We start from the raw sequence: 24,127 nt of genomic DNA, 5'->3' as shown, positions 1-24,127 counted from the left end.
ACCTCTGCCGGTCTCCAGGATTTCGCGCGTAATGCCTTGGAAATAATGGATTCCGGCGGCTTCTGAGCACGTGGCTGGCAGCGTTCGGCGGCTCCGCGGACTGCCCGTTTCAGGGCCGGCTAGGAAAATCTTAGGAAGAGCGCCTTAGGCAAGGGGGAACGATGGCCCGTAATCAAAGGACCCAATAAATATGCCTGCCTTCCTCTACCGACTGCCGGTGCGGATCTACGCACTTGCCGCGCTTGCGCTCAGCCTGACTGCCGGGCTGACCTTCCTGATGCTGTCCCACTCCGTCAAGAACGCCTATGAAATGCGCTATACGGAGCTGCACAACGTCACCGATGCGGCCGTCAGCCTGCTGAAGGATCTGGAGGAAGGCGTCAAGACCGGCCGCTTCACTGTGGAAGAGGCCCGCGATATCGGCCGCGAACGCCTGACCGCGCTGCGGTTTGGTGAATCCGGGTATGTCTTCGTCTTCGACCACGACCTGGTGGTGCAGGCGCACCCCACGGTGCCTGCCTGGAACGGCACCAATCAGGGCGGCTATGAAGACGTGACCGGCATCAAGGTGTTCCAGGAACTGGAGAAGATCGCCGCCACAAAAGGGGCGGGGGAGCTGACCTACTACTTCAAGAAGCCGGACTCCGATGTTGTCGAAGCCAAGATCGGCTATGTGCAGGCCTACAAGCCCTGGGGCTGGATCGTAGGCACCGGCGCCTATGTCTCCGACATCGAGGCCGACGTGGCGCGGATGCGCAATCAGGCGCTGGTGGTCTTCGGCGGCAGCCTTCTGCTGCTGTGCATTGCCGCCTTCTTCATCACCCGGGGCGTCACCGGCCCGCTGAACGGGCTCAAGATCCGCATGCAGCAAATGGCAGAGGGCGACACCGACAGCGAAATTCCGTCGTCGGAGTCGCGCAGCGAACTGGGTGAGATCGCCCGCAGCCTTGACGTGTTCCGCCAGGCGCTGATCCGCCAGCAGCAGATGGAAGAGGCCGAGCAGGCCCTGAACGAGAAGCGCAGCAAGGTGGTGGCTTCGCTCAGCAGCAAGCTGTCGGCGCTGTCGCAGGGCGACTTGACCGCTCAGATCAATGAGACCTTCCCCGAGGATTACGAGCAGCTGCGCCGGGACTTCAACACCACCGCGCAGAACCTCAGCGCCACGGTGGAGCAGGTGATCGCCGCTGCCGGCAGCATCCGCAACGGCGCCGCCGAGATCAGCCAGGCCTCCGACGACCTGTCGCACCGCACCGAAAGCCAGGCCGCGACGCTGGAACAGACCGCGGCGGCGCTGGACGAGCTGACCGCCAGCGTGAAATCCGCTGCCGACGGCGCCCGCAGCGTCGAGGCCACCATGGAGGAAGCCAAGCAAGAGGCCCGCAGCAGCGGCGAGGTGGTGCAAAGCGCAGTGGCTGCAATGACCGAAATCGAACAGTCCTCGAACCAGATCAGCCAGATCATCAGCGTGATCGACGACATTGCCTTCCAGACCAATCTGTTGGCGCTGAACGCAGGTGTCGAGGCAGCCCGTGCGGGCGAGGCAGGGCGCGGCTTTGCGGTGGTGGCTTCCGAGGTGCGGGCACTGGCGCAGCGCTCCTCCGATGCGGCGATGGAAATCAAGACGCTGATCTCCGACAGCTCCGGCCAGGTGGCCCGCGGCGTCGATCTGGTGGGCAAGGCCGGCGATGCGCTGCAAAGCATCGTCAGCCAGGTCACCCATATCTCGCAGCTGGTTTCCGGCATCGCCGAAGGCGCGGCGGAGCAGTCGACCGGCCTCAACGAGATTAACACCGGCGTCACCCAGCTGGATCAGGTGACGCAGCAGAACGCGGCGATGGTGGAAGAGGCCACCGCAGCCGGCCACATGCTGAAGACCGACGCCTCCAAGCTGAGCGACCTGGTCGCCCACTTCAAGATCCCGGGCGGCGGCCAGGCGGCAGCCCCGGCAAGGGCCGCCAGCGCCCCCGCGCCAGTGCCGACCGCCCACGGCAGCGATGACTGGAACGTGCAGCCCGCCCCCCAGCCCGCCGCCGTGGCACCATCGGATGGCAATGCGGCACGGGATCTGTGGCAGGACTTCTGATCCGCCCGCTCAACCGCAGCAGCAACAAAAAACGCCCGGGGAGAAATCCCCGGGCGTTTCCCGTTTCAGGCTGTCTGCTGGGATCAGCCGATGATGGCGTTCAGCGTCGCGCTGGGACGCATCACCTTGGCTTTCAGCTCCACGCTCGGGCGGTAGTAGCCGCCGATGTCGGCAGGCGCACCCTGCGCGGCTGCCAGCTCGGACAGGATCTGCTCTTCCTTGGCGCCCAGCTCTTCGGCGATGGGGGCGAAATGCGCCGCCAGCGCGGCGTCTTCGGTTTGCGCAGCCAGCGCCTCTGCCCAGTAGCGGGCAAACCAGTAGTGGCTGTCGCGGTTGTCGGGCTGGCCGACCTTGCGCGAGGGCGAGCGGTTGTGGTCCAGGATGCCCTGGGTTGCGTCCTCAGCCGCACGGCCCAGCACGCCGGCCTTGGCGTTGCTCTTCACATCCGCCAGGAAGTTCAGCGACTCGCCAAGGGCGCAGAATTCACCCATCGAATCCCAGCGCAGGTGGTTTTCCTCGACCAGCTGCTGCACGTGCTTGGGAGCAGAGCCGCCGGCGCCGGTTTCAAACAGGCCGCCGCCCTGCATCAGCTTGACGATCGACAGCATCTTGGCCGAGGTACCCAGCTCCAGGATCGGGAACAGGTCAGTCAGGTAGTCGCGCAGCACGTTGCCGGTGATGGCGATGCTGTCTTTGCCTGCGGTGATGGTCTCCAGCGACTGGCGGGTGGCTTCGCGCGGGGCCATGATCTGGAACTTGTCGGCAACGCCGGCCTTCTCCAGCGCAGGCTTCACGTATTTGATCAGCTCTGCGTCATGGGCGCGGTTTGCGTCCAGCCAGAAGATCGCCTCGGAGCCGGTCAGCCGCTGACGGTCCATTGCCAAGAGGATCCAGTTCTCGATCGGCGCCTTCTTGACGGTGCAGGCGCGCCAGATGTCGCCGGTTTCCACGTCATGCGAATGCAGGGTGTCGCCGCCCGCCAGCACGATGCGGATAGTGCCGTCTGCGGGTGCTTCAAAGGTGGTCGGGTGGGAGCCGTATTCCTCTGCCTTCTGCGCCATCAGGCCGACGTTGGCGACCGCGCCTGCGGTGGTCACGTCCAGCGCGCCGTTGGCTTTGAAGAAATTGATGGTCTCGTCATAGACGGTGGAATAGCAGCGGTCCGGGATCACGCAGTTGGTGTCGCCCTTGTTGCCGTCCTGGTCCCAGCCCTTGCCGCCGGCGCGGATCACCGCGGGCATCGAGGCGTCGATGATCACGTCAGAAGGCACATGCAGGTTGGTGATGCCCTTGTCGCTGTCCACCATGTACATGTCCGGGCGCTCAGCGCGCACGGCTTCGATGGCGGCGGTGATTTCTGCGTTGCCTTTGACACGCTCCAAGAGGTCGCCCATGCCGGAGTTCGGGTTCACCCCCAGCGCCTCCAGCTCGGCGCCGTATTTCTCGAACACCGGCGCCAGCCAGGCCTTCACCGCGTGGCCGAAGATGATCGGGTCGGAGACCTTCATCATGGTGGCCTTCATGTGCAGCGAGAACATGGTGCCGTCCGCCTTGGTGTCGGCAATGGCGTCAGCCAGGAAGGACGACAGCGCCTTCACCGACATGAAAGTGGCGTCGGCCACGGTGCCTTCTTCCAGCGGCCAGCCGTCCTTGAGCACGGTGACGGCGCCGTCTTTGGCCACGAACTCGATCCGCGCGGCACCGGCCTGGGCGGCGGTGATGGTTGCGGATTTCTCGTTGGCGTAGAAATCGTTGCCGGGCATCGACGACACTTTGGTCTTGCTGTCGGCCGACCATTCACCCATCGAATGCGGGTTCTTCTGGGCAAAGTTCTTCACCGCCTTGGCAGCGCGGCGGTCGGAGTTGCCTTCGCGCAGGACCGGGTTCACCGCGGAGCCCTTGATCGCGTCATAGCGCGCGCGTGCCTCTTTTTCAGCGTCGGTCTTGGGCTCTTCCGGGTAGTCCGGGATATCGTAGCCCTGGCCCTGCAGTTCCTTGATGGCGGCGGTCAGCTGCGGCACCGAGGCGGAGATGTTCGGCAGCTTGATCACATTGGCGTCCGGGGTCTTCACCAGCTGGCCCAGATCGGCCAGGTCATCGCTCTGGCGCTGTGCCTCGGTCAGGTTCTCCGGGAAGGCAGCGATGATGCGGCCGGCCAGCGAGATGTCCTTGGTGCCGACAGTGACACCGGCGGCGGCGGCGAACTTGCGGATGATCGGCAGGAAGGATGCCGAGGCCAGTTCGGGCGCTTCGTCTACAATGGTATACAATATGTCCGGGGTTTGATTTTCTGCCATGTTCCACAACCTTTCAGCGATCTCGGAGGCTTATAGGGCGACAGCGCGGACAGGCCGCGCCGGGTTCGGGTAGTCCGGTGCTGCCGCGGCTGCGCCCGGAAAACGGGCGGGTCCGGCCTGGGCAGCCATGGGTGTGGCCCCCATGTAGAACACGATTGCTGCGGGCGCAATGGTTTGGCGCATCCGTACCCCCGCGCGGATTGCCGCAACGGAGAAAGGGGCGCTGCCCCACAGGTTCGAATTTAAGAGGGCGCTGCCCCTCTTGGGCCGCCGGCCCAATTCACCCCGGAGTATTTCGGGAAAGATGAAAACGGGAGGGGGTTACTCGCGCAGCTCGTCCGGGGCGACGCCCCAGAGCTTTTTCTTCGGCGCCCAGCCGCTGTAGCCGCCGGCCGAGATTTCGCACCAGCTAGCCTCGCATTCGCCAAGCCGGGCCACCACGCCCAGTTCAAAGGCGGCAGTCACAGGCGCGCGGGTGTCCGGGCGGGCGTGAACGGTCAGCATGTCCTCTTCCACCAGCACGGTGCGCACGCCCGAGAGCAGCGCATAATGCACCCAGCCGCCGGCGCCGTCGCGGTCCTGCACCCGGCGCCAGTGGCCGTATTCGGCGGTGATCTCCAGCGGCATGCCGCGGCGCTTGAACACCCAGTCGATCTTGTGGCTGAGCGATGGGCCGCGGCGCACATTGCCGGTGGCAGCCTTCATCGAGACATAGCGGGGCAGGGGGAGGTTGGTGACGGGGCCGCGGGATTCGGCCGCGCAGAATGTGCCGGTCAGCACCACAACTGCTGCTGCCGCTGCCAGATGGCGGATTGCCAACGCCGCGTTTCTCACTGCCTGCTCGCCTCTTCTTGCCCAGCCGGGTTGCGCCCAGCCTCTTGTTCCGGTCTTCTGCCCGTCTTGTTATATCCCCGCCGCGCCGGGAAAATTTCAGGCCGGCAGGCAAGGGAATGCGGTTGGGTTCTTGTGCCTCTGCGCATCCTGCGCCACGATGCCATGGAGGCGTGCGGAATGAAAAGCCCAAGGGAGAGCACAAGTGCCAAGAGACCGACTGAGTGTTGTCGTTACGCGACGGTTGCCGGAACCTGTGGAAACCCGGCTGAGCGAGCTGTTCGATGTGCGCCTGCGCGAGGATGACACACCGATGACCCGGAGCGAGCTGGCGGCAGCGGTAAAGGATGCCGACGTGCTGGTGCCGACGGTGACAGATACCATCGACGCGGGCCTGCTGGGCCAGGCCGGCGACCGGCTGAAGCTGATCGCCAACTACGGCGCGGGCGTGGACCACATCGACGTGGCGACCGCCCGCCAGCGCGGCATCCTGGTGTCCAATACCCCCGGCGTGCTGACCGATGACACCGCCGATATGGCCATGGCGCTGATCATGGCGGTGGTGCGCCGGATGCCCGAGGGGCTGGCGGTGATGCAGAAGGGCGACTGGCAGGGCTGGGCGCCGACCGCGTTCCTGGGCGGGCGGATTGCCGGGCGGCGGCTCGGCATCCTCGGCATGGGCCGGATCGGCCAGGCGGTGGCCAAGCGCGCCGCAGCCTTTGGCATGCAGATCCATTACCACAACCGCCGCCGCCTGCGCCCTGAGGTCGAGGAGAAACTGGAGGCCACCTACTGGGAAAGCCTTGATCAGATGGTGGCGCGGATGGACGTGATCTCGGTGAACTGCCCCTCGACGCCCTCTACCTTCCACCTGATGAACGCGCGGCGGCTGAAGCTGATGAAGCCCTCGGCGGTGATCGTGAACACCTCCCGCGGCGAAGTGATCGACGAGATGGCGCTGACCCGGATGCTGCGCGCGGGCGAGATCGCAGGCGCCGGCCTCGACGTCTATGAGCACGGCACCGACATCAACCCGCGCCTGCGCGAGCTGCCCAACGTGGTGCTGTTGCCGCACATGGGCTCGGCCACCATCGAGGGCCGGATCGAGATGGGCGAAAAGGTGCTTTTGAACATCAAAACCTTCGAAGATGGCCACCGGCCGCCGGATCAGGTTGTGCCGTCAATGCTTTGAGGTTGGCGGCGGGAAACCGCCGCGCCTCAATGCAAGAGGACAATTTACCTGCGCCATTCCCTGATTCCCGCCTCCTGTGCGAGCTGGGCGCACTGCCCGCTGCCGCGCAGGGCAGGCAGGCTGCGGCCTGAACAGCGCCGGCGGCCCGCTGGAAGAGATCGAGGATTGCTTCATGGCGTGCATCAGCGCCCAGATGGCGCTGCAAATGGGCATGGCCTCTGAACGCCAATACTTTGGCGGCTTTGCCGCAACCGGCGACGTCACCTTCAACCCGGATGACAGCGACCAGGACGCAGACTACAGCGCTTACGGCCTGGAAGGCGCCTGGCATAACGGCAACCTGACCCTCAGCGGCCAGATCGGCCGCCTGGATTCCGAGGCAGAGAATCCGGAAACCCTGTCAGACGCCAGCTTCCTGGCGCTGGGCGCAGGCTATGCGCTGCGGGACCACACCTGGATCAGCGCGCGGGCTGCCTATGCTGGCGGCGACCAGGACACCGATTCCGGCAGCGGCCCGGACGAGATGGACCTGCTGGCCTTGGGGCTGGAGAACGAACGCGGCTTCACCATCGCCGGCGGCCATCAGGCGTCGTTTTATGGGGCGCTGACTGGGTGCAAGTGCACGAGGGCAGCAGTTCCGGCGCTGCGGACGAGGTCTCCGATCTGGTGACTAGAGTCGGCCTGCGCATCACCTTCGGCGCGCAGGGCGCTGCCGAGCGCAGCCGCCGCTTTGCCCCGCGCCTGCCGGAATTCGGCCGCTGGCTGGGGGCGGTGCCTGCGGTTGACTGATCCCGCGCTGCCGCTGTTTTCCCGTGTGCCGCCGCTCCGCTTGGTCTAGGCTGAGCGGCGACACATGAGGAAAGGACGGCACATGCGGTATTCAGCACTCATCCTTGGTCTTCTGGCAGGCAGCAGCGCGCTGGCGCAGGAGGCCGCTGATGCGGTTGCGCCCGAGGCAGCAACAGCCGGCGCATTTGAGGCGATTTCCCCCGAGGTGGCCGCCGCACTGGAGGCCAAGGCTGCCGGCAACGCGGTCGAGGCTGAGAATTGGATGGTGGCAGCCGCCAACCCGCATGCGGTGGAGGCCGGGGCGGCAGTGCTGCGCGCAGGCGGAACAGCGGCGGATGCAATGGTCGCGGTGCAAACCGTGCTGGGGCTGGTGGAGCCGCAATCCTCGGGCCTTGGCGGCGGTGCGTTTCTGGTCTGGTATGACGCCGCCAGCGGCGATCTGACCACGCTGGACGGGCGCGAAACCGCGCCGCTGGCGGCCACGCCCACCCTGTTTCAGGATGAAAACGGCGAACCGCTGAAATTTTTCGATGCTGTGGTTGGCGGCCGTTCCGTCGGCACTCCCGGCACGCCAGCGCTGCTGGAAGAGGTCCACCGCCGCTGGGGCCGCGCCAACTGGCCGTCGCTGTTTGAACCCGCGATCAAACTCGCGGAGCAGGGCTTTGCCGTTTCTCCGCGGCTGGCCGCGCTGGTGGCGGGTGACGCCGAGCGGCTGGCGCGCTTTCCGGCCACAGCCGCCTACTTCCTGCCGGAAGGGGAGCCCATCGCAGAAGGCGCAACCCTGCTGAACCCGGACTATGCCGCCACGCTGCGGGCGCTGGCAGAGGGCGGGGCGGGGGCGTTCTATTCCGGCCCCGTCGCGGCAGAGATCGTCCGCGCCGTGACCACAGCCGAGGGCAACCCCGGCGTGCTCTCCGCCACCGATCTGGCGCTGTATCAGGTTAAGGAACGCCCGGCTGTTTGCGTGGCTTACCGCGATTTCGAGGCCTGCGGCATGGGGCCGCCGTCCTCCGGCGCGCTGACCGTGGGGCAGATCCTGGGGATGCTGCAGGGCTATGATCTGGCGGAACTGGGTTCTGACAGCGCCGAGGCCTGGCGGCTGATCGGTGACGCTTCGCGCCTCGCCTTTGCCGACCGGGGCCGCTACATGGCCGACAGCGACTATGTGCCGGTGCCCACTCATGGTCTGGTGGCGGCGGATTACCTGGCCGCCCGGGCGGAACTCTTGAAGGGCGATGATGCGCTGCCCGAGGTGGCACCGGGTTCGCCCGAGTTCGACCATGCCTTGCTGGCGGATGACGAGTCGATTGAGCTGCCCTCGACTTCGCATATCTCGATTGTGGACCAGTACGGCAACGTCTTGTCGATGACCACGACCATCGAGAACGCCTTTGGCGCGCGGCTTATGGCGGGCGGGTTCCTGTTGAACAACGAACTGACGGATTTTTCCTTCCGCACCCACGCGGACGGCGTGCCTATTGCCAACCGGCTGGAACCCGGCAAGCGGCCGCGCTCATCCATGGCGCCGACGATTGTGCTGAAGGACGGCAAGCCGGTGCTGGCCATCGGCTCTCCGGGCGGCAGCCGCATCATCGGCTATGTGGCCAAGTCGATCATTGCCTGGGCTGATTGGGGCATGGACATCCAAGAGGCGCTGGCGCTGCCGCATCTGGTCAACCGCTTCGGCACCTATGATCTGGAGGCCGGCACCAGTGCAGAAGGTCTGGCGGAAGCGTTGACGGAGATGGGGTATGAAGTGAATGCCCGCGACCTGACCTCCGGCTTGCATGCGATTGAGATCGGTGACGGGCTGAAAGGCGCAGCGGATCCGCGGCGCGAGGGAATTGCACTGGGCGGTTAAGGGCAGGCCGGGCAGCACGGGGCCTACCGGGTAGTGGGTATTGCTTGCCCGCAAACCCCATGCGTAGGTTAACAGGTGAATTGTTCCGGGGCGCCGCGCCCCGCCGCCAGGGGAGGCCGCCATGGTCCAAGCCACATCACTGCCGCGCAACGAAGCCGGGATCGCCGCCGCCATCGAGGCGCTTTCGCAGCAGTTCGGAGACCGGCTGCAGACCGGCCAGGCAATCTGCGAGCAGCACGGCCACACCACCACCTGGATCACCAACCAGGCGCCGGATGCGGTGGTCTTTCCAACCTCCACCGAAGAGGTCGCGGACATCGTCAAGGTCTGCGCTGAACACGGCGTGCCGGTCATTCCCTTCGGCACAGGCACCTCGCTGGAGGGGCATGTGAACGCCCCCGCCGGCGGTATCTGCGTGGACATGATGCGGATGGACCAGATCCTGGCAGTCAATGCCGAGGATCTCGACGTGGTGGTGCAGCCCGGTGTCACCCGCGAGCAGCTCAACACCTACCTGCGCGATCAGGGGCTGTTTTTTCCCATCGACCCTGGCGCCAATGCCTCGCTCGGCGGCATGGCGGCGACGCGGGCCTCGGGCACCAATGCGGTGCGCTACGGCACTATGAAGGACAACGTGCTGGCGCTTGAAGCGGTGATGGCCGACGGCGGCGTGATCCGCACCGCGCAGCGTGCCAAGAAATCCTCCGCGGGCTACGACCTCACACGCCTTCTGGTCGGCAGCGAGGGCACCTTGGGCCTGATCACCGAGCTTACCCTGAAACTGCAGGGCATTCCGGAGGCGATCCGCTCTGCCCGCTGCTCCTTCCGCACCGTGGATGAGGCCTGCCGCGCGGTGATGATGACCATCCAGTACGGCATTCCGGTCGCCCGCATTGAAATGCTGGACGAGATGAGCGTGCGCGCCGCCAATGCCTATGCCGGCCTCGACCTGCCGGAAACGCCGCTTCTGCTGCTGGAATTCCACGGGTCCGAGGCAGGCGTGGTGGAGCAGTCGGACGTGTTTGCCTCCATCGCGGAGGAATTCGGCGGCTTCGACATCGCCGCGACCTCCACGCCGGAAGAACGCAGCAAGCTCTGGCAGGCGCGCCACGACATGTACTGGGCCTGCCTGCAGCTGCGCCCCGGCGCCAAGGGGATCTCCACCGATGTCTGCGTGCCGATTTCGCGGCTGGCGGAATGCGTCGGCGCAGCGCGGGAAAAGGCCGAAAGCATGGGGCTGCTAGCGCCGATGGTCGGCCATGTGGGCGACGGCAATTTCCACGCGCTGCTGCTGATTGACATGGACAGCGGCACGGAGCGGCAAAAGGCGGACGAATACATCGGCTGGCTAAACGAGATGGCGATCGAGATGGATGGCACTTGCACCGGCGAGCACGGCATCGGCCAGGGCAAGCGCCCCTACCTGCAGCAGGAACTGGGCGAGGCGACCCGCTACATGGCCGCCATCAAGGCCGCGCTGGATCCAGAGAACATCCTGAACCCGGGCAAGATCGTCGAGATGTGAGAGGCGCGCCGCCGCCGCTCCGGGCTGACAGCGGGACTTGAGTGTTGGGGCAAAGATGAAGCGCAGCCTGTCTCATCTTCTTTGCAAAAATACTCGCGGCGCAGCGGCACAATGCAGCGCTCGGGGTGTTGCGCACCCTGCGCACGCTGGCCTCACGTGATCTTAAGCTGCCAAGGGCACACTCTTCCCTGATCGCGGTCACCGCCGGGCCTGACACCCCCGGCACCCAGGAACAGGGCCCTGTGGCAAGGGCACGCAGAGACAACGTTCAGCGTGCGGGAGAAACCCTCCCGTCCCGCCTCCGCCCCTTGGCGGCGCCGCCACTCCTATCCGCTGGCAGACAGCATCCAGGAAACAGGCAAACAGCAGCACCGGCACCAACAGCAGCCTGGCAGGTTCAACCTGACCGGGTTCAGGCTCCGTTTTTTCGCGTCTGCGCCGCAATCCCGCCAGAAACAGCCCTTAGCCGGGCGGTAATGGTTTGAAAACTTTTCAATGAGGGCATTATGAGCGTCAAGCAATTGGCAGGCTTTGCAGCTGTCTGCGGGCTGGTTTTTCTGGGCGTCGACTATGAGCAGCAAGCCCGCCGGGCGGGGCTTGGCTTCGCAGAACTGGGCGTGTCGGGCTACGCGGCCACAATCAATGACCGCTATCTGGGTTTCAAGGCGGAACGCCGCGAGGCAGAACTGGAACAGGACCGCCGACGCCGCTGGCAGCTGGGCGGCAAGCCCTATCTGCCCGAAGCGCCTGCCGGAATGGAACGCTTCAGCCTGCCTGACCGGCCGGGCATGTTCACCGCGGAAATGGCAAAGCCGGAGGACGGGGCCGATCCGCTGGCAGAGCTGGACCAAGCGCTGGACAGCGCCCGCCAGCAGAACTGGGCCAACGATCAGCATCCTTACAGCTGGGGCTACAGCAAGGATGGAGAAGTGGTTGTCGTCAGCGTCCGGCTGCGCGGCAAGCTGAACCCGAACACCCTGCAAGGGATGGTCGCATCTTCGATGAGCAGCATGACCCTTCCTGAAGATCCCTATGCGGTGATCGGCGGAGTTGCCTTTGGCAGCGATGGGGGCTTCCGCAAGGACGGCCGCAAGCTGCGTGATTTCAAGGGGATCGTCGGGCTTGGCGAACGGGCCACGATTCAGGTCTGGGCCGACGCCTCTGATCAAACCATTCGGAGGGTGCTTTCTGCCATCGACTATGACGGGCTGAACAGCCTGCTGCTGCAGCCGGTTCCCACAGTGGGAAATGACGTGACTGTGCCGTTTGCTGCCGAACTGGGCCTGGCCGAAGCGATCACCAGGCTGCGCGATGAGATGCGCAGGATTGAATCCCGGGCAGCGCAGCTCAAGATGGAGGACATCGACCCCGGCAAGCTGGTTGCCGGGGCGCTGACGGGCACCGTGGGCCACATGGATGTGACCGGCGGCGGGGTTCCGAATGTCGCGGCGACGCTCGAAACCGTCTTCCGCGAGCGCCTGACCCAGCTGATGGCCGAAGCCGGGGCCGCCAAGGGCGGTGCCGCCTTCCAGCAGGCAGAGCAGGATTTAGCCGATGAAGGCGCAGACGGCGAAGATCCTGCGCGCGGCGGCCTGGGCAAGCTTGCGGGGCTGACCAGTACGCTGCTCGGCGTCTTCAAGGGCGGCAACAGTCAGGCGGCCGGCCCGGCCCCGGCGCCGCAGGACACCGGAACTACCTCGCAGGTCACGGTCAGCAAGGGGCTGGCGGGTGACAGCAGCCAGGCCAGCGGCTGCATCCGGCGCGGCACCACGCTGACCTGCGACTGATCCTGGCAGGGTGGCCAGGCGGCAGCTTTGACCCCGCCTGCGCCTCTCTTCGCTTTTCTGCCGGAAAAACGCCGCATTCCTGTGTGTGACTGAACCCAAGCCGAAACCAGCAGACCGGAACCGGAGGGCAGAAATGGGACTGAAGAAAGCGATGGGCATCCTGGTGTTCAGCACCCAGGCGGTGATTGGTGCGGATTACTACTTCCAGACGCGCGACGCGGGGCTGAACTGGGGCGATCTCAGCGCCACCGATTACGGCACAATCGTTCAGGAGCGTTTTGCCCGCGCCCGCGCCGCCAAAGAGCGCGCTGCACAGGCCGGGGACAGCACCGGCGCCTGGGACAAGCTGGCAGCCCTGGGTGGCGCCGCGTCGCCTCAGGATCAATAGAGACCGGCACCCGCCGCGCGCCTGGCGCAGGCATCTGATGATCTTGCCAACCGGCAGAATGAAGACCAGCAGGGGGCCGCGGCCCCCTTTTGCTTGCGCAGAAAAACGCCATTTCCGGCACTGCGGCCCGCAGAATCCGGTATGCTGTGGCGCGCAAGGTCGGTTTTGGATGTTTTTGCGTCGGCCTGATTTTGCGCGGATTTCAATGCGCGGGCATAACCACTGCCAAGAATCTCATTAAGCTGGAGAGCGGGAGAATGAAAACCCAAGTCAAAGCACTTGTTGTTGGCGGCGGCGCCGTCGGCACCTCGATTGCCTATCACCTGGCCAAAGCCGGCTGGGAAGACGTCATGCTGATCGAGCGTGACGAGCTGACCTCCGGCTCGACCTGGCACGCGGCCGGCCTGCTGCCGCTGTTCAACATGTCCTATGCGACCACCCACATCCACAAGTACTCGGTCGATTTCTACAAGACCCTGGAAGAGGAAACCGGCCTCAACGCCGGCTTTGCCGTGGTGGGCAACCTGCGCATGGCGCAGACCCAGGAGCGCATGGACGAATACATGCTCTATGCCTCCACCGCAGAGACCTGCGACGTGGCTTATGAGTGGCTGACCCCGGACCAGATCAAGGAGCGCTGGCCGCTGATCGAAACCTCCGACCTGAAGGGCGCGATCTACCACACCGAGGACGGCTACATTAACCCGGCAGACGTGACCCAGGCGATGGCCAAGGGCGCCCGTCAGCGCGGCGTCGAGATCGTCCGCAAGATGCAGGCTGATGCCTTCCACTGGAACGGCACCCACTGGGAAGTCACCTGCACCAAGATGGTCGAAAAAGGCGGCAACCTGGTGCCCTCCGACGAGCAGGTGGTGATCACCGCCGAGCACGTCGTGACCGCATCCGGCAACCACGCGCAGCGCACCGCCAAGATGCTGGGCATCAAGATGCCGGCGATCCCGGTCGAGCACACCTTCATCGTCATGGACAAGGACCCCGAGCTGGTCAAATGGCGTGAAGCCGGCAACCCCGAGCACCCCGTTGTGCGCGACGCCGACAACGAATCCTATGCCCGCGAAGAGCGCGGCGGCTGGATCCTGGGCATCTACGAGCGCGGCGCGCCCGCCCAGTTCGAGCACGGTGTGCCGGACAGCTTCCGCGCCGACCTGTTCCCGCTGGATCTGGACCGGATCGCCGAACAGTACATGGCGATGGCAGAGCGCGTGCCGTCCTGCGCCGAATCCGGCCTCAAGGACGACTTCAACGGCCCGATCTGCTACACCCCCGACGGCAACCCGCTGGTCGGCCCGGCCCCGGGCCTGCGCAACATGTGGCTGGCAGAAGGCTTCTCCTTCGGCATCACTGCTGCTGGCGGCACCGGCTACTACCTGGCGCAGATGATGGTGGACGGCGAGGCCGAGATCGACATGGCGTCGCTCGACCCGAAACGCTACTCCTCCAACTGGATGACCACCGAGTTCGCGGCCCGCAAGAACGAAGAGTGCTATGAGCACGTCTACATCCTGCACCACCCGGACGAAGAGCGCGAAGCCTGCCGTCCGCTGCGCACCGCACCGGCCTACGACCGCCAGAAGGCCCGCGGCGCACAGTTCGGCTGGGTCAACGGCTGGGAACGCCCGAACTACTTCGGCCCGCTGGACGCGCCGGCAAACTTCGACCACGACGCCCGCTCCTTCCGCCGCGGCGGCTGGTGGCAGTATGCCGTGGAAGAGGCGAAAGCCGTGCGTGAAGGCGTTGGCCTGATCGACGCGACCGCCTTCACCAAGCATGTCGTCAAAGGCCCCGGCGCCACCCAGTTCCTGGACTGGTTCACCTGCAACAAACTGCCGAAGGTCGGCCGCATCAACCTGACCTACGCGCTGACTGTTGCCGGCACCACCCGCACCGAATACACCATCGTCCGCAACGGCGAGAACAACTACTACCTGGTCTCTGCCGGCGCCTGGTCCGAGTATGACGCGGACTTCCTGCGCAAGGCCGCCGAAGACAAGATGGAAGAGTTCGGCTACATCGAGATCCAGGACGTGACCACCCAGTGGGGCGTTTTCGCCATCGCAGGCCCCAAGTCCCGCGATGTGCTGAAAGAGGTGATCGTCGACGCCGATCCGGAAACCGCGCTGTCGAACAAGCGCTTCCCCTGGCTGTCGGCCAAGCAGATCGAACTGGGCATGTGCCCGGTCAATGCGATCCGCGTTGCCTACACCGGTGAACTGGGCTGGGAACTGCATCACCCGATCGAGATGCAGAACTACCTGTTCGACCTGCTGGAGAAGGCGGGCGAGAAGCATGGCATGAAGCTGGTCGGCGCCCGTGCCCAGAACTGGCTGCGCCAGGAGAAATCCTACCGTGCCTTCGGCACCGAGCTGGGCCGCGACGCGACGCCGCTGGAAGCCGACCTGCCGCGCTTTGTCGACCTCGGCAAGGAGTTCCACGGCAAGGCCAAGCTGGAAGAGACCGGCGTGCGCGTGAAGTGCTGCACCCTGCTGATCGACGGCCCGGCGGACGCGGATCCCTGGGGCCGCGAGGCGCTCTATGCCGAAGACGGCACCCGCGTCGGCCGCCTGACCTCCGGCGGCTACTCGGTAGCCTTCGAGAAATCCATCGGCATGGGCTATGTGAAGCCCGAGATGGCGGTGGAAGGCACCAAGCTGAAGGTCAAAATCCAGGACAAGCTGTGGGATGCAGTCGTCACCTGCGACAGCCCCTACGACCCGAAGAACGAGACCATCCGCAAGGACGGGTGAGGCGCGCCCGGACGGGTGTCCAGTGGACACCCGTCAGCGCTGAATGCGGATTTTTTAGAAAATCCGCCGGAAGGATGACAGGAAAGCCCCGGCCGATGCGCCGGGGCTTTTTTCATGGAGGGCAGCCAATGCCGGTTACATGTCCAGGCCATTCTCCCGGCCGAAATCACTGTAACTTGTATCGCTGCGGCACTCCTCCAGCATCTCTTCGTCCACGGCCTTGGGGTCCATGTGGTATTCAGTGATGCCGGTTCCCTCCACAAAGCGGTTTGCCAGGCTGAAGACCCCGCAGACCTGGATCGCATCAAACAGCGCGCTTTCGCTCCAGCCTGCCGCATAAACCGCATTGGCATCCCCTTCGGTCATGCGGGACGGCGTCAGGGTGAGCTTGCGGACATAGGCAAGAACAGGCTTAAGCTTCGCCTCAACCGGCGCCGTTTCCAGATCCTTCATCAGGGTGTCAATGGTTTCCGGCGCCACCCCATAGGCCCTTGCAAAGACCATGTGCGCACCATGGCAGAACGCACAGGCGTTCAGCCCCGAAACATAGGCCCCGATCAATTCCCGCTCTGCAACGGAGAAATCGCTATTCCCCCGCATCACCTGGTTGGTATATTCCGCCAGCGGTGCAAGCTTCTCCGGGAAGGCGCGGTAGACACTGCCTAACGTGGCGTCTTCGGGCAGGGACGGGAACAAGCGCTTCATCTTCGGACCTCCAGAGGGCAGCCAGGACTACAGCCCAGTCTGCCTGTTGATGGAAGCCTGAACAAGCCGCAGACACCTGCGCGGAGATTGCGCACCGGTTCCCGGTTTGGCGTGAAATGTATTCAGGCGCCGGGTGCAGCAGCACTATCCGTCCCGTCCCGGCTCCTTCGGATCGCTGGAGAACAGCGCGATCTTGTTGCCCTGCGGGTCGCGCAGGTAGCCGACATAGAAGCGGGGCCCGTAGGAGGCGCGGAAGCCCGGCGGGCCCTCGTCAGAGCCGCCTGCGGCAAGCGCCGCGGCGTGCAGGTCGCGCACCTGTTTTTGATTGCGCGCCTGAAATGCAACCATAGACCCGTTTCCAGCCGAGGCCGGGCGCCCGTCGAAGGTTGGCTTGACGTAGAAATCAGGCAGAACGGGAGACTGGCCCGGCGCAACGGGCAGCGCGTAACTTAGCCCCGCCGGCCCTTCCTCCAACTCGTAGCCAAGGGCCGGCAGAAGCGCGGAATAGAACCGTTTCGCGCGCGCAATGTCATCAGCACCGACGGTGACATAGGCAATCATGCTGCGTGTTCCACTTTGGCAGTTTGGATATAGCTGCAAGCTTACTGAATTGCGGACGGCCAACAACTGCTCACTTCATCCGGTGCTGCCCTTTCGAAAGCGGCAACCCGCAGAGGCGAGCGCATAACCTTATAGAACCGGATGGCCAGCCTGCCGGCCGGTTTCTGATCCGCCGGGGCTGCAGTAACCTGCAGGGAGTTGTGAAGGAGATGTCCAATGCTTGATATTGATCCGGTCCGCAGCAAGGCGCAGGCAGATGACGTTTATGAGCTGGCCTATGAATTTACCGATTGGCTGCGCGGGCGCTACCCGGAGATGGCGAAGGAGATCGACGTCTATCTAAGGCACCAGAAGTTCGACGAGCAAATCCGCGAGGTCCTCATCCACTTCACCCCGCCCAAGGGCGAGTGCCTGCTGGCGCGTCAGGACGGACGGCCGATCGGTATCCTCATGCTCAAGGATCTGGGCGGGGGCGTTTGCGAGATGAACAGGATGTTTGTGCGCCCAAGCGCCCGGGGCCTGGGAGCGGGCCGGGCGCTCGTCGAAGAGCTGAAGCGGCGCGCCCGGGACATGGGGTTCCGGACAATGACGCTGAGCGCGCTGCCGCGCCACCACGAGGCCTTGTCCCTGTACCGGTCCTGCGGATTCAAGCCGGATGACCGAAAGCGCGATGCGGGAAACTCTGACAATGCGGTGCTCATGGCAATTGATCTGGGCACGGAAAGCGAATGACCCCGGCAGTTCGGCCCGCCGGTTGTGCAAGGTGATCCGCAGCCCCTGTTGACGGCGCCCGCCCGCCGCTTCACTGTCCCGGGCCTGAGACACCGAAACAGGGCACGCAGGCAAATGAGCGACGACTGGGACGACTACGCGGACGGATGGGACGGCAACAGCGATGTCCGGCATTATGCCACGCGGGCCTTTGCCGCGCTGGATGGTTTGGCCGGCATCACCGGCGGCGGCTGGCAGGACAAGCGGGTGCTCGATTTCGGTTGCGGCACCGGGCTGTTGAGCGAAAATCTGGCGCCGCATGTGCGGGAGGTGGCGGCCGTTGACACCTCGGAGCGGATGATCGCGGTGCTGGAGGAGAAGGCACTGCCCAATGTCAGGGCTCTTTGCACGGATGTTCTGGACAGCGGCGCAAGGGAGGCCGCGGGCGGGCTCGCCGGTTTTGACCTGATTTGCGCCTCCTCCGTCTGCAGTTTCCTGCCGGACTACAGCGGTGCCGCGGCGGTGCTGGCGGGGCTTTTGAACAGGGGCGGCATGTTCGTTCAGTGGGACTGGCTGGCCCCCGGCGAAGGTGCCTCCGGGCTGACGCTGCAGCAGGTTCGGGATGCGCTGCGGGATGCGGGCCTCGGCTCGATCCGTGCCGAACAGGCCTTTGAGATGGGCAGCGGTGGCCAGGGGATGCCGGTGCTGATGGGATCGGGAATCCGCGCCCCGGATTAAGCCGCAGCGCGGGATAAAGGAATGCTACGGAGCAGGCAGCCGGACCGCTCCCGCCCGTCCCTTTCCGGATCTGAAATCCGAAGGGTCCGGTTGGGCCAGGCAGGCCGCGCCGCAGGCGCGGCCTGCCTGGCTCCGTGGCGGCGCGCAGCGCGCGGCGCAACCCTCAGGAGGCCAGCTTTTCCGCTTCGGCGGCAGCGGCCTGGAAACCGGCTTCCGGATCTGCCGTCAGCAGCGTCGGCTGAAAGCGGAGTTCCGCGATGTCCTCCACACCGGCCTGGTTCAGCCAGAACTTCAGATAGGCTGACTGGTGGTCGACGCCGAAGGCGGGCGACGGCTTGTCCGGCCCATAGGCGCCGCTGGTCAGGGCCAGCACCGCCTTCTTGCCTTCCAGCAGGCCGAAATAGCCTGTTTCGGGATCAAGCCCCCACAGCAGGCCGGGCTGATGGATCAGGTCAATATACTGCTTGAGCTTGTAGGGGATGCTGCCGTTCCACATCGGCGCTGCGATCAGATAGATGTCGGCGGCGGTGAACCGGCTGGCCAGGCTGGTGATTTCGTCCCAGGCCGTCCTTTGGGTGCGGTCATTGTCCTGGCCGGTAATGACGTTCATCTTGGCGGCAACCTTGTCCCCGTCAAAGTCCGGCAGCGCCGCAGTGGCCAAGTCCAGCTCGTCAACCTCGATCCGGCTGTCGGTTGCCTGCAGCCTGGCAAGATAGGCGCTGGCCAGCGCGCTGGATTTTGACTGGCCGCCGCGGGGCGATGCCTTGATAAACAGCAGTTTGGTCATTTTCAGGATCTCCTGTCTGAAAAGATGCGTGGTCTCGCAGGAGCAACATGAGGATGCCTGGCCTTGGCGAAAATAGTTTGAAACGCAAAGGATTTGTGCGCACAGTGCAAAGATGATCCAAGGGTCAAGCGCCAGTCTGTTTGTCCAGGTGGTCGAGGAGGGCAGCTTCTCGGCAGCGGCCCGCGTGCTGGGCGTGGCACCGTCATCGGTGGCGCGCCAGATCAGGCAACTGGAGGACGGGCTGGGCACCCGGCTGTTCCAGCGCACCACCCGCAAGCAGAGCCTGTCCGAGGCCGGCGAGCTTTACTACCAGCACGCAAAACGCGCGGTGGAAGAGCTGGAGGCGGCCCGCGCGGCCATTTCCCGCCTGTCCGGTGCGCCCTCCGGCGTGCTGACGGTCACGGCGGAGCCTGATCTGGCCACGGCGCTGATCGCGCCGCTGCTGCCCGGCTTCCTGGCAGACCATCCGGACATCAAGGTGAAGCTGCAGTTTTCCTCAGCGCTGGAGGATCTGGTGGAAGGAAGGATCGATGTGGCCATCCGCATGGGGCAGCTGAAGGATTCCAGCCTGATTGCCCGGAAGATCTTTGACAGCCGCTCGCAGCTCTATGCCAGCCCCGGGTACCTGGAGGCTCATGGCGCCCCGTCCCATCCCGCGGAGCTTGCCGGCCACCAGTGCCTCTCTTTCCGTCCGGATGCGCAAAAGGTGGTGTGGCGGTTTCAAACGCAGCTGGGGGAATGCGCCGTGCCGGTTGCAGGGAGGATTCAGGCGAACGGGCTGGCCTTCCTGAAAAGCCTGGCTGTTTCCGGCTGCGGCATTGTGATGATCCCTGAATGGGCTGTTGCCCAGGAGCTTCGCAGCCGCATGCTGGTTCCGGTGCTGGCGGGCTTTGATGCCATCCCGGCATCCACGCCGGTTTATGCGGTTTATTCCGCGCGGCGCCATCTGGAGCCGAAGACCCGGGCCTTTGCCGGCCATCTGGCCAATGAGATGTCCGGCAGGCGGGCCGGGCAGCTCGGCAGCGGGTAGCAATCACAGCTTGGCGTTGCCGTGCGTCCTTCCGTACGCCCCGCACGCAGGGCGTGTGAGGCCGTCCAGCCAGTCCGTTTCTGATGGAGGAATTTGGCCGGATTCTACCAAAAAACGGGAAATCCGCCAGAGGGAAAATCCCGCAAGTTTCCCTGCCGGAACAGGCGTTTACCTATTCCCATCTTGGAATGCATCCGGCTACTCTGACAGTCATGGTCTAGGCGGTTGTCAGAATGCAGATGCGGGATGGGACCGCTGCGGAGCGGCTTCCGGGGCGCAGCTGCGGTGCCGGCCCGGGGGCGGGTCACTTGCGGCTGTGCTGCTGGCGGTCATAGCTGTCCAGGGCAACGCTGATCCAGCGCATCGCTGCGGCCAGCGCAGCCTCTGCCGTCTCCCGCACCGCGGGGTCGCAGCCGGCGGCAAAGTAAGCCTCCTTGAGGCGGTCAAGGTCGGTGGCGGCCTTCTCGAAATCTGCGGGGACGAACTGGCGCATTCTGCATCTGCCATTGATAGGGAAAGGAAGTGACGAAGGCGAACGGGTGAGCGCGGAGACAGCTTCCTTTGTGCGGCAAAACAAGGAAAGAAGCCGTCTCCGGCCACTCATCAACAGATAACCTGATAACGAGGGGCTGATAGGTTTGGGGAATATCCGGGACAACCTGCAAAGCCGCGAAATGCAGCTGTTTGACATGTTCGGTGAGCCGCCGCAGTTCACGATACATGAAATGACGCTGGTTTTACGCAGCGGAGTGTTTCTGAAATACGCTGCAGCGGTGGCCGTTCTGCTGACGGCGTTCGACACGCATGGTTACCGGGAGGCGGGGATGCCGCTGACCGCCAACATGCTGCTTTGGGCGGTCTGCGTTGCAGGGTTCGTCGCTGTTTATGTTGCGGTGCTGCTGGGCTGGTTTGCGCTGGCGCCGGGCGGCCAGCAGGTGCGGATGCTGCGGCTCGTGCCGAACGTGACTGCCATGGCCACGGTTTCGCTTGTGGTTGTCGCCATCGCCGCCTTCTTTACCGGACAAGAGTTCGGCTGGCGGGTGGCATTGCAGCGTCTGCCTTACAACATGGTTCTCAGTTACACTTTCGAGACCCTGATGTTCGTGTTCATCCTGCCGCAAGCCGATGCGGCGCTGGGGCTGGGCCTGTACCGGCAGCAGATTGCAAACCGAGCGGCGCCCGCGGAAGGGTCGCCTGGGCAGGAAGCGGCATTGCCGCAGGCTGAGGGGCCGAATGGCACCGCCGTCGTCGTGCTGGGCGGGCAGGCGTTCAAGCTGGATCAACTGCGCTATGTGAAGTCGGAGGAGCACTACCTGCGGATCTCTGCCGGGGACAGCGAACTGACGCTGCGCGGGCGGCTGGCCGATCTGCTGGCCCAGGTGCCGCAGGAGGCGGGTCTGCAGCCGCACCGCTCCTGGTGGGTGGCACGTGATGCGGTTGCGGGGCTGAAGCGGGGCGGCCAGAGCGATTTGCTGCTGCTGGCGGACGGCTGCGAGGTTCCTGTGGCCCGCGGGCGGCGCACGCATGTGCGGGAGACCGTGGAGGGCTGGCAGGCCGGCACGGAATGAAACTGTGCTAACGGAAACACCCCGCCCGGGACTGCCCCGGCGGGGTGTCTGTCTCTTCGGGCCTGGCCCTGAGTGCGGCTTTACTCCGCGGGCTGCTCCTCAGCGGTCTCGGCCAGTTCCATATGGCCCCAGCCGCGCGACAGCACCTTGCGCAGGATCGGCTCGAAGAACTCCAAGGGCTTCGTCGGATAGTCCGGGTCAAAGGCGCATTGGTCGTATTTTTCGCAGAAATACCGGCAATCCTCCCAATAGGGGCTGTCGCGGTATTTGTCGCGCGCGTTGCGGTCGCCGCCGAAATGGTGGTTGTAGTAGAAACCCTGGAACACGCAGTGATGTTTGAGGATCCAGTAGGTCTTTTCGCTGACATAGGGTTTCATCATCGCGGCCGACAGCTCGCCGTGGTTGTAGGGAGACAGGATGTCGCCGACGTCATGCACCAGGGCTGCCACGATGATCTCGTCATCGGCGCCGTCCTCATAGGCGCGGGTCGCGGCCTGCAGGCTGTGCTGGTAGCGGTTCACCGGATAGGGGGTCCAGTCCTCGTCCAGCGAGCGGATCGCGTCGAGGATCCGCTCCGGCAGGGCGGCGTTGTATTCCTCTTCGTATTTCTCCACTGCGGCCCAGTCCTCGGGGGTGGCTTCGGTGAAGCTGGTCCAGGTTGGCTTGTGGCTTTTGTCCAGCATGGCGCGTGTCCTTTGGTTGATCTGTTCTCAGGGTAGCGAATCCCGGCTGAGCAGGAAAACGAATTGATTTGCTCAAGCTGAAAGGAAATATTGATCACCATGCAGATTAGCGCGTTCAAAACGTTTCTGGCGATTGAGGCAGCAGGCAGCTTTCACGGCGCGGCGCGGGCCTTGAACGTGACGCAGACCGCGGTCAGCGCCCGGATCAAGGCGCTGGAGGAGGCGCTGGGCACACCGCTGTTCGAACGCGGCCCCGGCGGCACACGGCTGAGCGAGGCAGGTCGGCAGTTCATGCCTTATGCCGAGCAGATAATGCGGACGTGGGAGTTTGTCTCCGGCGATCTCAAGGCAAGCCTGGCGGGGCGGGTGCCGCTGCGGCTGGGGGCGCAGCTGTCGGTCTGGGATCCCCTGCTGGTCGATGTGGCGGTCTGGCTGGAGGAGGTGCAGGGCACGGTGCCCTTCACGCTGAACTATGACCATGCGATGAACATGGGAGAGGCGGTGGCGCGCCGCCTGCTGGATGTGGCGATCGTGAACGAGGTTCCGGCGGGCACCCGGCTGGCGGCGGAGGAGCTGCCGCCGGAGCGGCTGGTGCTGGTGGCAAATCATCCCTTGCGGCTGGGGCAGGATGCGCTGCCCTTGTTCATCAACCTGGAATTCGGCGCCGAGTATGACGCGCAGTTGCACGATGTGCTACCCGCCCGCAGCCGCCAGCATATCGTGCTGGGCAATGCGCTGATGGGGCTGCGCTATCTGCAAAGGCGCGGCGGCATGGGCTATTTCCCGGCTTATATGGCGGCAGAGGCACTGGCAGCGGGGTCACTGCACGCGGTGGAGGGGGCGCCGGATATCAGCCTCGGCTGCCGGGCGCTCTATCTGCCCGACAATCCGGCGCTGGAGCATATCCGCCAGGTGGTGCGGGGCCTGCAGGAGGTGCGGGGCGGATAGGGCAGAGCTTTGCGCTGCCGCCGGCGTTTCAGCCTGTCAGCTCATCAAACCGGTCCATCGCCTGGGCGGCGCACATCATTGCCAGCGGCCCGGCGGCATCGATGGATTTCTGCAACGCCGCGCAGAATTCGGCGCGGGTGGTGCCGCCTGCCGCCAGCTTTTCCGCCTGGGTGCTGATGCAACCGGGGCAGCCCAGGATGACAGCCAGTTCCAGCACCGCCAGCTCCACCGGCTTGGATGCGGTACTGCTCTCCGGCCCTGCGTCCGGCATGGTGCCGGCTGGGAATGATCGGCTGGCGCCAAGCGCCTCGGGTTCACCATGAAACATCACATGCGTGTCCTGCTTTACGTTAGGTCAGCATGAGCTGTAGTGAAGCCGGATGCAGCGGCCTTGATCCACGTCAGGCCGCTGCATTTTGTACGCAACCGGTGCCAGTTTGCGGCTGGCTGCTGTGCCGTAGAGAAGGGCGGCGGAAGATCAGCGGGTCAGCTGGTCATAGCACTCCATCGCCTTGGCGGCATACATCATTGCCGGGCCGCCGCCCATCTGGATCGCCATCGCCAGCACGTCGCCTACCTCGGCGCGGGTGGCGCCGGATCGGACCAGCGCCTCCACATGCAACCCGATGCAATCCTCGCAGCGCAGCGCCACCGCGATGCCGAGGGCAACGAATTCCTTTTGCTTGAACTCCAGCACGCCGCCCTGTTTCACCGCTTTGCCAAGGGCGCCGAACGCCTGTGCGGTTTCCGGGATCGCGCCGTTCAGGTTGCGCAGGCCCTTGCGGGTTTCGTCCAGCTTGCCGTGCCAATCCATGTGCTGCTCCATCTATACACATTCGGTTTGCTGAAGGTGTATGGGCGGCATCCCGCAGCGGCCT

General features: G+C 64.8%; 23 protein-coding genes. 14 read left to right on the top strand and 9 right to left on the bottom strand.

The window, feature by feature from the left end; translation table 11 throughout:
* The first annotated feature begins 190 nt into the window (after window positions 1-190).
* Complete coding sequence (locus LHL23_RS13260) at window positions 191-2,083, top strand: methyl-accepting chemotaxis protein (protein WP_226430198.1); 1,893 nt, start codon at window positions 191-193, stop codon at window positions 2,081-2,083.
* An 83-nt stretch (window positions 2,084-2,166) separates the two neighbouring features.
* Here the strand turns inward: LHL23_RS13260 and LHL23_RS13255 are convergent, their stop codons facing one another.
* Window positions 2,167-4,380, bottom strand: coding sequence for an NADP-dependent isocitrate dehydrogenase (locus LHL23_RS13255; protein WP_226430197.1), 2,214 nt, complete (start codon window positions 4,378-4,380; stop codon window positions 2,167-2,169).
* Between the two features lie 321 nt (window positions 4,381-4,701).
* Window positions 4,702-5,199 (bottom strand): SH3 domain-containing protein, encoded by a 498-nt coding sequence (locus LHL23_RS13250; RefSeq protein WP_222479715.1) that lies wholly within the window; start codon window positions 5,197-5,199, stop codon window positions 4,702-4,704.
* Between the two features lie 217 nt (window positions 5,200-5,416).
* Here LHL23_RS13250 and LHL23_RS13245 point away from each other — a divergent pair, with 217 nt between their 5' ends.
* The 8 genes from LHL23_RS13245 (at window position 5,417) to LHL23_RS13215 (ending at window position 15,518) form a co-directional block, all read left to right on the top strand.
* Window positions 5,417-6,403: a 2-hydroxyacid dehydrogenase gene (locus LHL23_RS13245; protein ID WP_222478775.1), complete on the top strand. Its 987-nt coding sequence runs from the start codon at window positions 5,417-5,419 to the stop codon at window positions 6,401-6,403.
* Window positions 6,404-6,575: 172 nt separating this feature from the next.
* Window positions 6,576-7,073, top strand: a complete 498-nt coding sequence (locus tag LHL23_RS13240; protein ID WP_226430196.1) for a hypothetical protein — start codon at window positions 6,576-6,578, stop codon at window positions 7,071-7,073.
* Window positions 7,070-7,192: a hypothetical protein gene (locus LHL23_RS23505; RefSeq protein ID WP_264181224.1), complete on the top strand. Its 123-nt coding sequence runs from the start codon at window positions 7,070-7,072 to the stop codon at window positions 7,190-7,192. Before LHL23_RS13240 ends, LHL23_RS23505 begins: the two co-directional genes overlap by 4 nt.
* Before the next feature lie 82 nt (window positions 7,193-7,274).
* On the top strand, window positions 7,275-9,053 hold the full coding sequence (gene ggt / locus LHL23_RS13235; RefSeq protein ID WP_226430195.1) for a gamma-glutamyltransferase: 1,779 nt from the start codon (window positions 7,275-7,277) through the stop codon (window positions 9,051-9,053).
* A 121-nt stretch (window positions 9,054-9,174) separates the two neighbouring features.
* A complete protein-coding gene (locus LHL23_RS13230) occupies window positions 9,175-10,578 on the top strand; it encodes an FAD-binding oxidoreductase (RefSeq protein ID WP_226430194.1) in 1,404 nt (467 codons plus the stop codon).
* A 506-nt stretch (window positions 10,579-11,084) separates the two neighbouring features.
* Entirely contained in the window at window positions 11,085-12,365 is a 1,281-nt protein-coding gene (locus tag LHL23_RS13225) for a hypothetical protein (protein ID WP_226430193.1), read from the top strand.
* A gap of 133 nt (window positions 12,366-12,498) precedes the next feature.
* On the top strand, window positions 12,499-12,753 hold the full coding sequence (locus tag LHL23_RS13220; RefSeq protein WP_226430192.1) for a hypothetical protein: 255 nt from the start codon (window positions 12,499-12,501) through the stop codon (window positions 12,751-12,753).
* A 257-nt stretch (window positions 12,754-13,010) separates the two neighbouring features.
* Window positions 13,011-15,518, top strand: a complete 2,508-nt coding sequence (locus tag LHL23_RS13215) for a GcvT family protein (protein ID WP_226430191.1) — start codon at window positions 13,011-13,013, stop codon at window positions 15,516-15,518.
* A 135-nt stretch (window positions 15,519-15,653) separates the two neighbouring features.
* Here LHL23_RS13215 and LHL23_RS13210 read toward each other — a convergent pair whose 3' ends face one another.
* Entirely contained in the window at window positions 15,654-16,223 is a 570-nt protein-coding gene (locus LHL23_RS13210) for a carboxymuconolactone decarboxylase family protein (protein ID WP_226430190.1), read from the bottom strand.
* Between the two features lie 144 nt (window positions 16,224-16,367).
* Window positions 16,368-16,784 (bottom strand): VOC family protein, encoded by a 417-nt coding sequence (locus tag LHL23_RS13205; protein ID WP_226430189.1) that lies wholly within the window; start codon window positions 16,782-16,784, stop codon window positions 16,368-16,370.
* A 216-nt stretch (window positions 16,785-17,000) separates the two neighbouring features.
* On the opposite strand from LHL23_RS13205, the gene LHL23_RS13200 reads away from it, so the two are divergent.
* Window positions 17,001-17,516: a GNAT family N-acetyltransferase gene (locus LHL23_RS13200; RefSeq protein ID WP_226430188.1), complete on the top strand. Its 516-nt coding sequence runs from the start codon at window positions 17,001-17,003 to the stop codon at window positions 17,514-17,516.
* A 114-nt stretch (window positions 17,517-17,630) separates the two neighbouring features.
* Window positions 17,631-18,233, top strand: coding sequence for a class I SAM-dependent DNA methyltransferase (locus LHL23_RS13195; RefSeq protein ID WP_226430187.1), 603 nt, complete (start codon window positions 17,631-17,633; stop codon window positions 18,231-18,233).
* Window positions 18,234-18,396: 163 nt separating this feature from the next.
* Here LHL23_RS13195 and LHL23_RS13190 read toward each other — a convergent pair whose 3' ends face one another.
* Window positions 18,397-19,020: an FMN-dependent NADH-azoreductase gene (locus LHL23_RS13190; protein WP_226430186.1), complete on the bottom strand. Its 624-nt coding sequence runs from the start codon at window positions 19,018-19,020 to the stop codon at window positions 18,397-18,399.
* Window positions 19,021-19,132: 112 nt separating this feature from the next.
* Between LHL23_RS13190 and LHL23_RS13185 the strand changes: the two genes are divergently transcribed.
* Complete coding sequence (locus LHL23_RS13185; protein WP_226430185.1) at window positions 19,133-20,050, top strand: LysR family transcriptional regulator; 918 nt, start codon at window positions 19,133-19,135, stop codon at window positions 20,048-20,050.
* Between the two features lie 304 nt (window positions 20,051-20,354).
* On the opposite strand, the gene LHL23_RS13180 is transcribed toward LHL23_RS13185, so the two are convergent.
* Window positions 20,355-20,543, bottom strand: a complete 189-nt coding sequence (locus LHL23_RS13180) for a hypothetical protein (RefSeq protein ID WP_222478800.1) — start codon at window positions 20,541-20,543, stop codon at window positions 20,355-20,357.
* 181 nt (window positions 20,544-20,724) lie between these two features.
* Between LHL23_RS13180 and LHL23_RS13175 the strand changes: the two genes are divergently transcribed.
* On the top strand, window positions 20,725-21,618 hold the full coding sequence (locus LHL23_RS13175) for a LytTR family DNA-binding domain-containing protein (protein WP_226430184.1): 894 nt from the start codon (window positions 20,725-20,727) through the stop codon (window positions 21,616-21,618).
* 80 nt (window positions 21,619-21,698) lie between these two features.
* On the opposite strand, the gene LHL23_RS13170 is transcribed toward LHL23_RS13175, so the two are convergent.
* Window positions 21,699-22,301, bottom strand: coding sequence for an HD domain-containing protein (locus LHL23_RS13170; RefSeq protein WP_226430183.1), 603 nt, complete (start codon window positions 22,299-22,301; stop codon window positions 21,699-21,701).
* Between the two features lie 99 nt (window positions 22,302-22,400).
* On the opposite strand from LHL23_RS13170, the gene LHL23_RS13165 reads away from it, so the two are divergent.
* A complete protein-coding gene (locus LHL23_RS13165) occupies window positions 22,401-23,249 on the top strand; it encodes a LysR family transcriptional regulator (protein WP_226430182.1) in 849 nt (282 codons plus the stop codon).
* A 28-nt stretch (window positions 23,250-23,277) separates the two neighbouring features.
* Here the strand turns inward: LHL23_RS13165 and LHL23_RS13160 are convergent, their stop codons facing one another.
* Together LHL23_RS13160 and LHL23_RS13155 are read right to left on the bottom strand one after the other, a co-directional pair.
* Window positions 23,278-23,577 carry a hypothetical protein gene (locus LHL23_RS13160; RefSeq protein ID WP_226430181.1) on the bottom strand — a complete coding sequence of 100 codons (300 nt, stop codon included), beginning with the start codon at window positions 23,575-23,577 and terminating at the stop codon, window positions 23,278-23,280.
* A 150-nt stretch (window positions 23,578-23,727) separates the two neighbouring features.
* Window positions 23,728-24,063: a carboxymuconolactone decarboxylase family protein gene (locus LHL23_RS13155; protein WP_226430180.1), complete on the bottom strand. Its 336-nt coding sequence runs from the start codon at window positions 24,061-24,063 to the stop codon at window positions 23,728-23,730.
* Window positions 24,064-24,127 lie beyond the last annotated feature (64 nt).

This window comes from Leisingera sp. McT4-56 (assembly GCF_020514995.1).
Lineage (GTDB): Bacteria > Pseudomonadota > Alphaproteobacteria > Rhodobacterales > Rhodobacteraceae > Leisingera > Leisingera aquaemixtae_A.
Note: the sequence above shows the minus strand (reverse complement) of the source record. Positions and strands in the feature narration are given on the sequence as shown.

What these genes read in the sequence shown, in the direction of transcription:
- ggt (WP_226430195.1), top strand. Translation starts at nt 7,275, where the DNA reads ATGCGGTATTCAGCACTCATCCTTGGTCTTCTGGCAGGCAGCAGCGCG.
- LHL23_RS13180 (WP_222478800.1), bottom strand. Translation starts at nt 20,543, where the DNA reads ATGCGCCAGTTCGTCCCCGCAGATTTCGAGAAGGCCGCCACCGACCTT.
- LHL23_RS13260 (WP_226430198.1), top strand. Translation starts at nt 191, where the DNA reads ATGCCTGCCTTCCTCTACCGACTGCCGGTGCGGATCTACGCACTTGCC.
- LHL23_RS13165 (WP_226430182.1), top strand. Translation starts at nt 22,401, where the DNA reads ATGCAGATTAGCGCGTTCAAAACGTTTCTGGCGATTGAGGCAGCAGGC.
- LHL23_RS13185 (WP_226430185.1), top strand. Translation starts at nt 19,133, where the DNA reads ATGATCCAAGGGTCAAGCGCCAGTCTGTTTGTCCAGGTGGTCGAGGAG.
- LHL23_RS13255 (WP_226430197.1), bottom strand. Translation starts at nt 4,380, where the DNA reads ATGGCAGAAAATCAAACCCCGGACATATTGTATACCATTGTAGACGAA.
- LHL23_RS13160 (WP_226430181.1), bottom strand. Translation starts at nt 23,577, where the DNA reads ATGTTTCATGGTGAACCCGAGGCGCTTGGCGCCAGCCGATCATTCCCA.
- LHL23_RS13215 (WP_226430191.1), top strand. Translation starts at nt 13,011, where the DNA reads ATGAAAACCCAAGTCAAAGCACTTGTTGTTGGCGGCGGCGCCGTCGGC.
- LHL23_RS13155 (WP_226430180.1), bottom strand. Translation starts at nt 24,063, where the DNA reads ATGGATTGGCACGGCAAGCTGGACGAAACCCGCAAGGGCCTGCGCAAC.
- LHL23_RS13175 (WP_226430184.1), top strand. Translation starts at nt 20,725, where the DNA reads ATGCAGCTGTTTGACATGTTCGGTGAGCCGCCGCAGTTCACGATACAT.
- LHL23_RS13230 (WP_226430194.1), top strand. Translation starts at nt 9,175, where the DNA reads ATGGTCCAAGCCACATCACTGCCGCGCAACGAAGCCGGGATCGCCGCC.
- LHL23_RS13210 (WP_226430190.1), bottom strand. Translation starts at nt 16,223, where the DNA reads ATGAAGCGCTTGTTCCCGTCCCTGCCCGAAGACGCCACGTTAGGCAGT.
- LHL23_RS13195 (WP_226430187.1), top strand. Translation starts at nt 17,631, where the DNA reads ATGAGCGACGACTGGGACGACTACGCGGACGGATGGGACGGCAACAGC.
- LHL23_RS13220 (WP_226430192.1), top strand. Translation starts at nt 12,499, where the DNA reads ATGGGACTGAAGAAAGCGATGGGCATCCTGGTGTTCAGCACCCAGGCG.
- LHL23_RS13170 (WP_226430183.1), bottom strand. Translation starts at nt 22,301, where the DNA reads ATGCTGGACAAAAGCCACAAGCCAACCTGGACCAGCTTCACCGAAGCC.
- LHL23_RS13205 (WP_226430189.1), bottom strand. Translation starts at nt 16,784, where the DNA reads ATGATTGCCTATGTCACCGTCGGTGCTGATGACATTGCGCGCGCGAAA.
- LHL23_RS13200 (WP_226430188.1), top strand. Translation starts at nt 17,001, where the DNA reads ATGCTTGATATTGATCCGGTCCGCAGCAAGGCGCAGGCAGATGACGTT.
- LHL23_RS13225 (WP_226430193.1), top strand. Translation starts at nt 11,085, where the DNA reads ATGAGCGTCAAGCAATTGGCAGGCTTTGCAGCTGTCTGCGGGCTGGTT.
- LHL23_RS13240 (WP_226430196.1), top strand. Translation starts at nt 6,576, where the DNA reads ATGGCGTGCATCAGCGCCCAGATGGCGCTGCAAATGGGCATGGCCTCT.
- LHL23_RS13190 (WP_226430186.1), bottom strand. Translation starts at nt 19,020, where the DNA reads ATGACCAAACTGCTGTTTATCAAGGCATCGCCCCGCGGCGGCCAGTCA.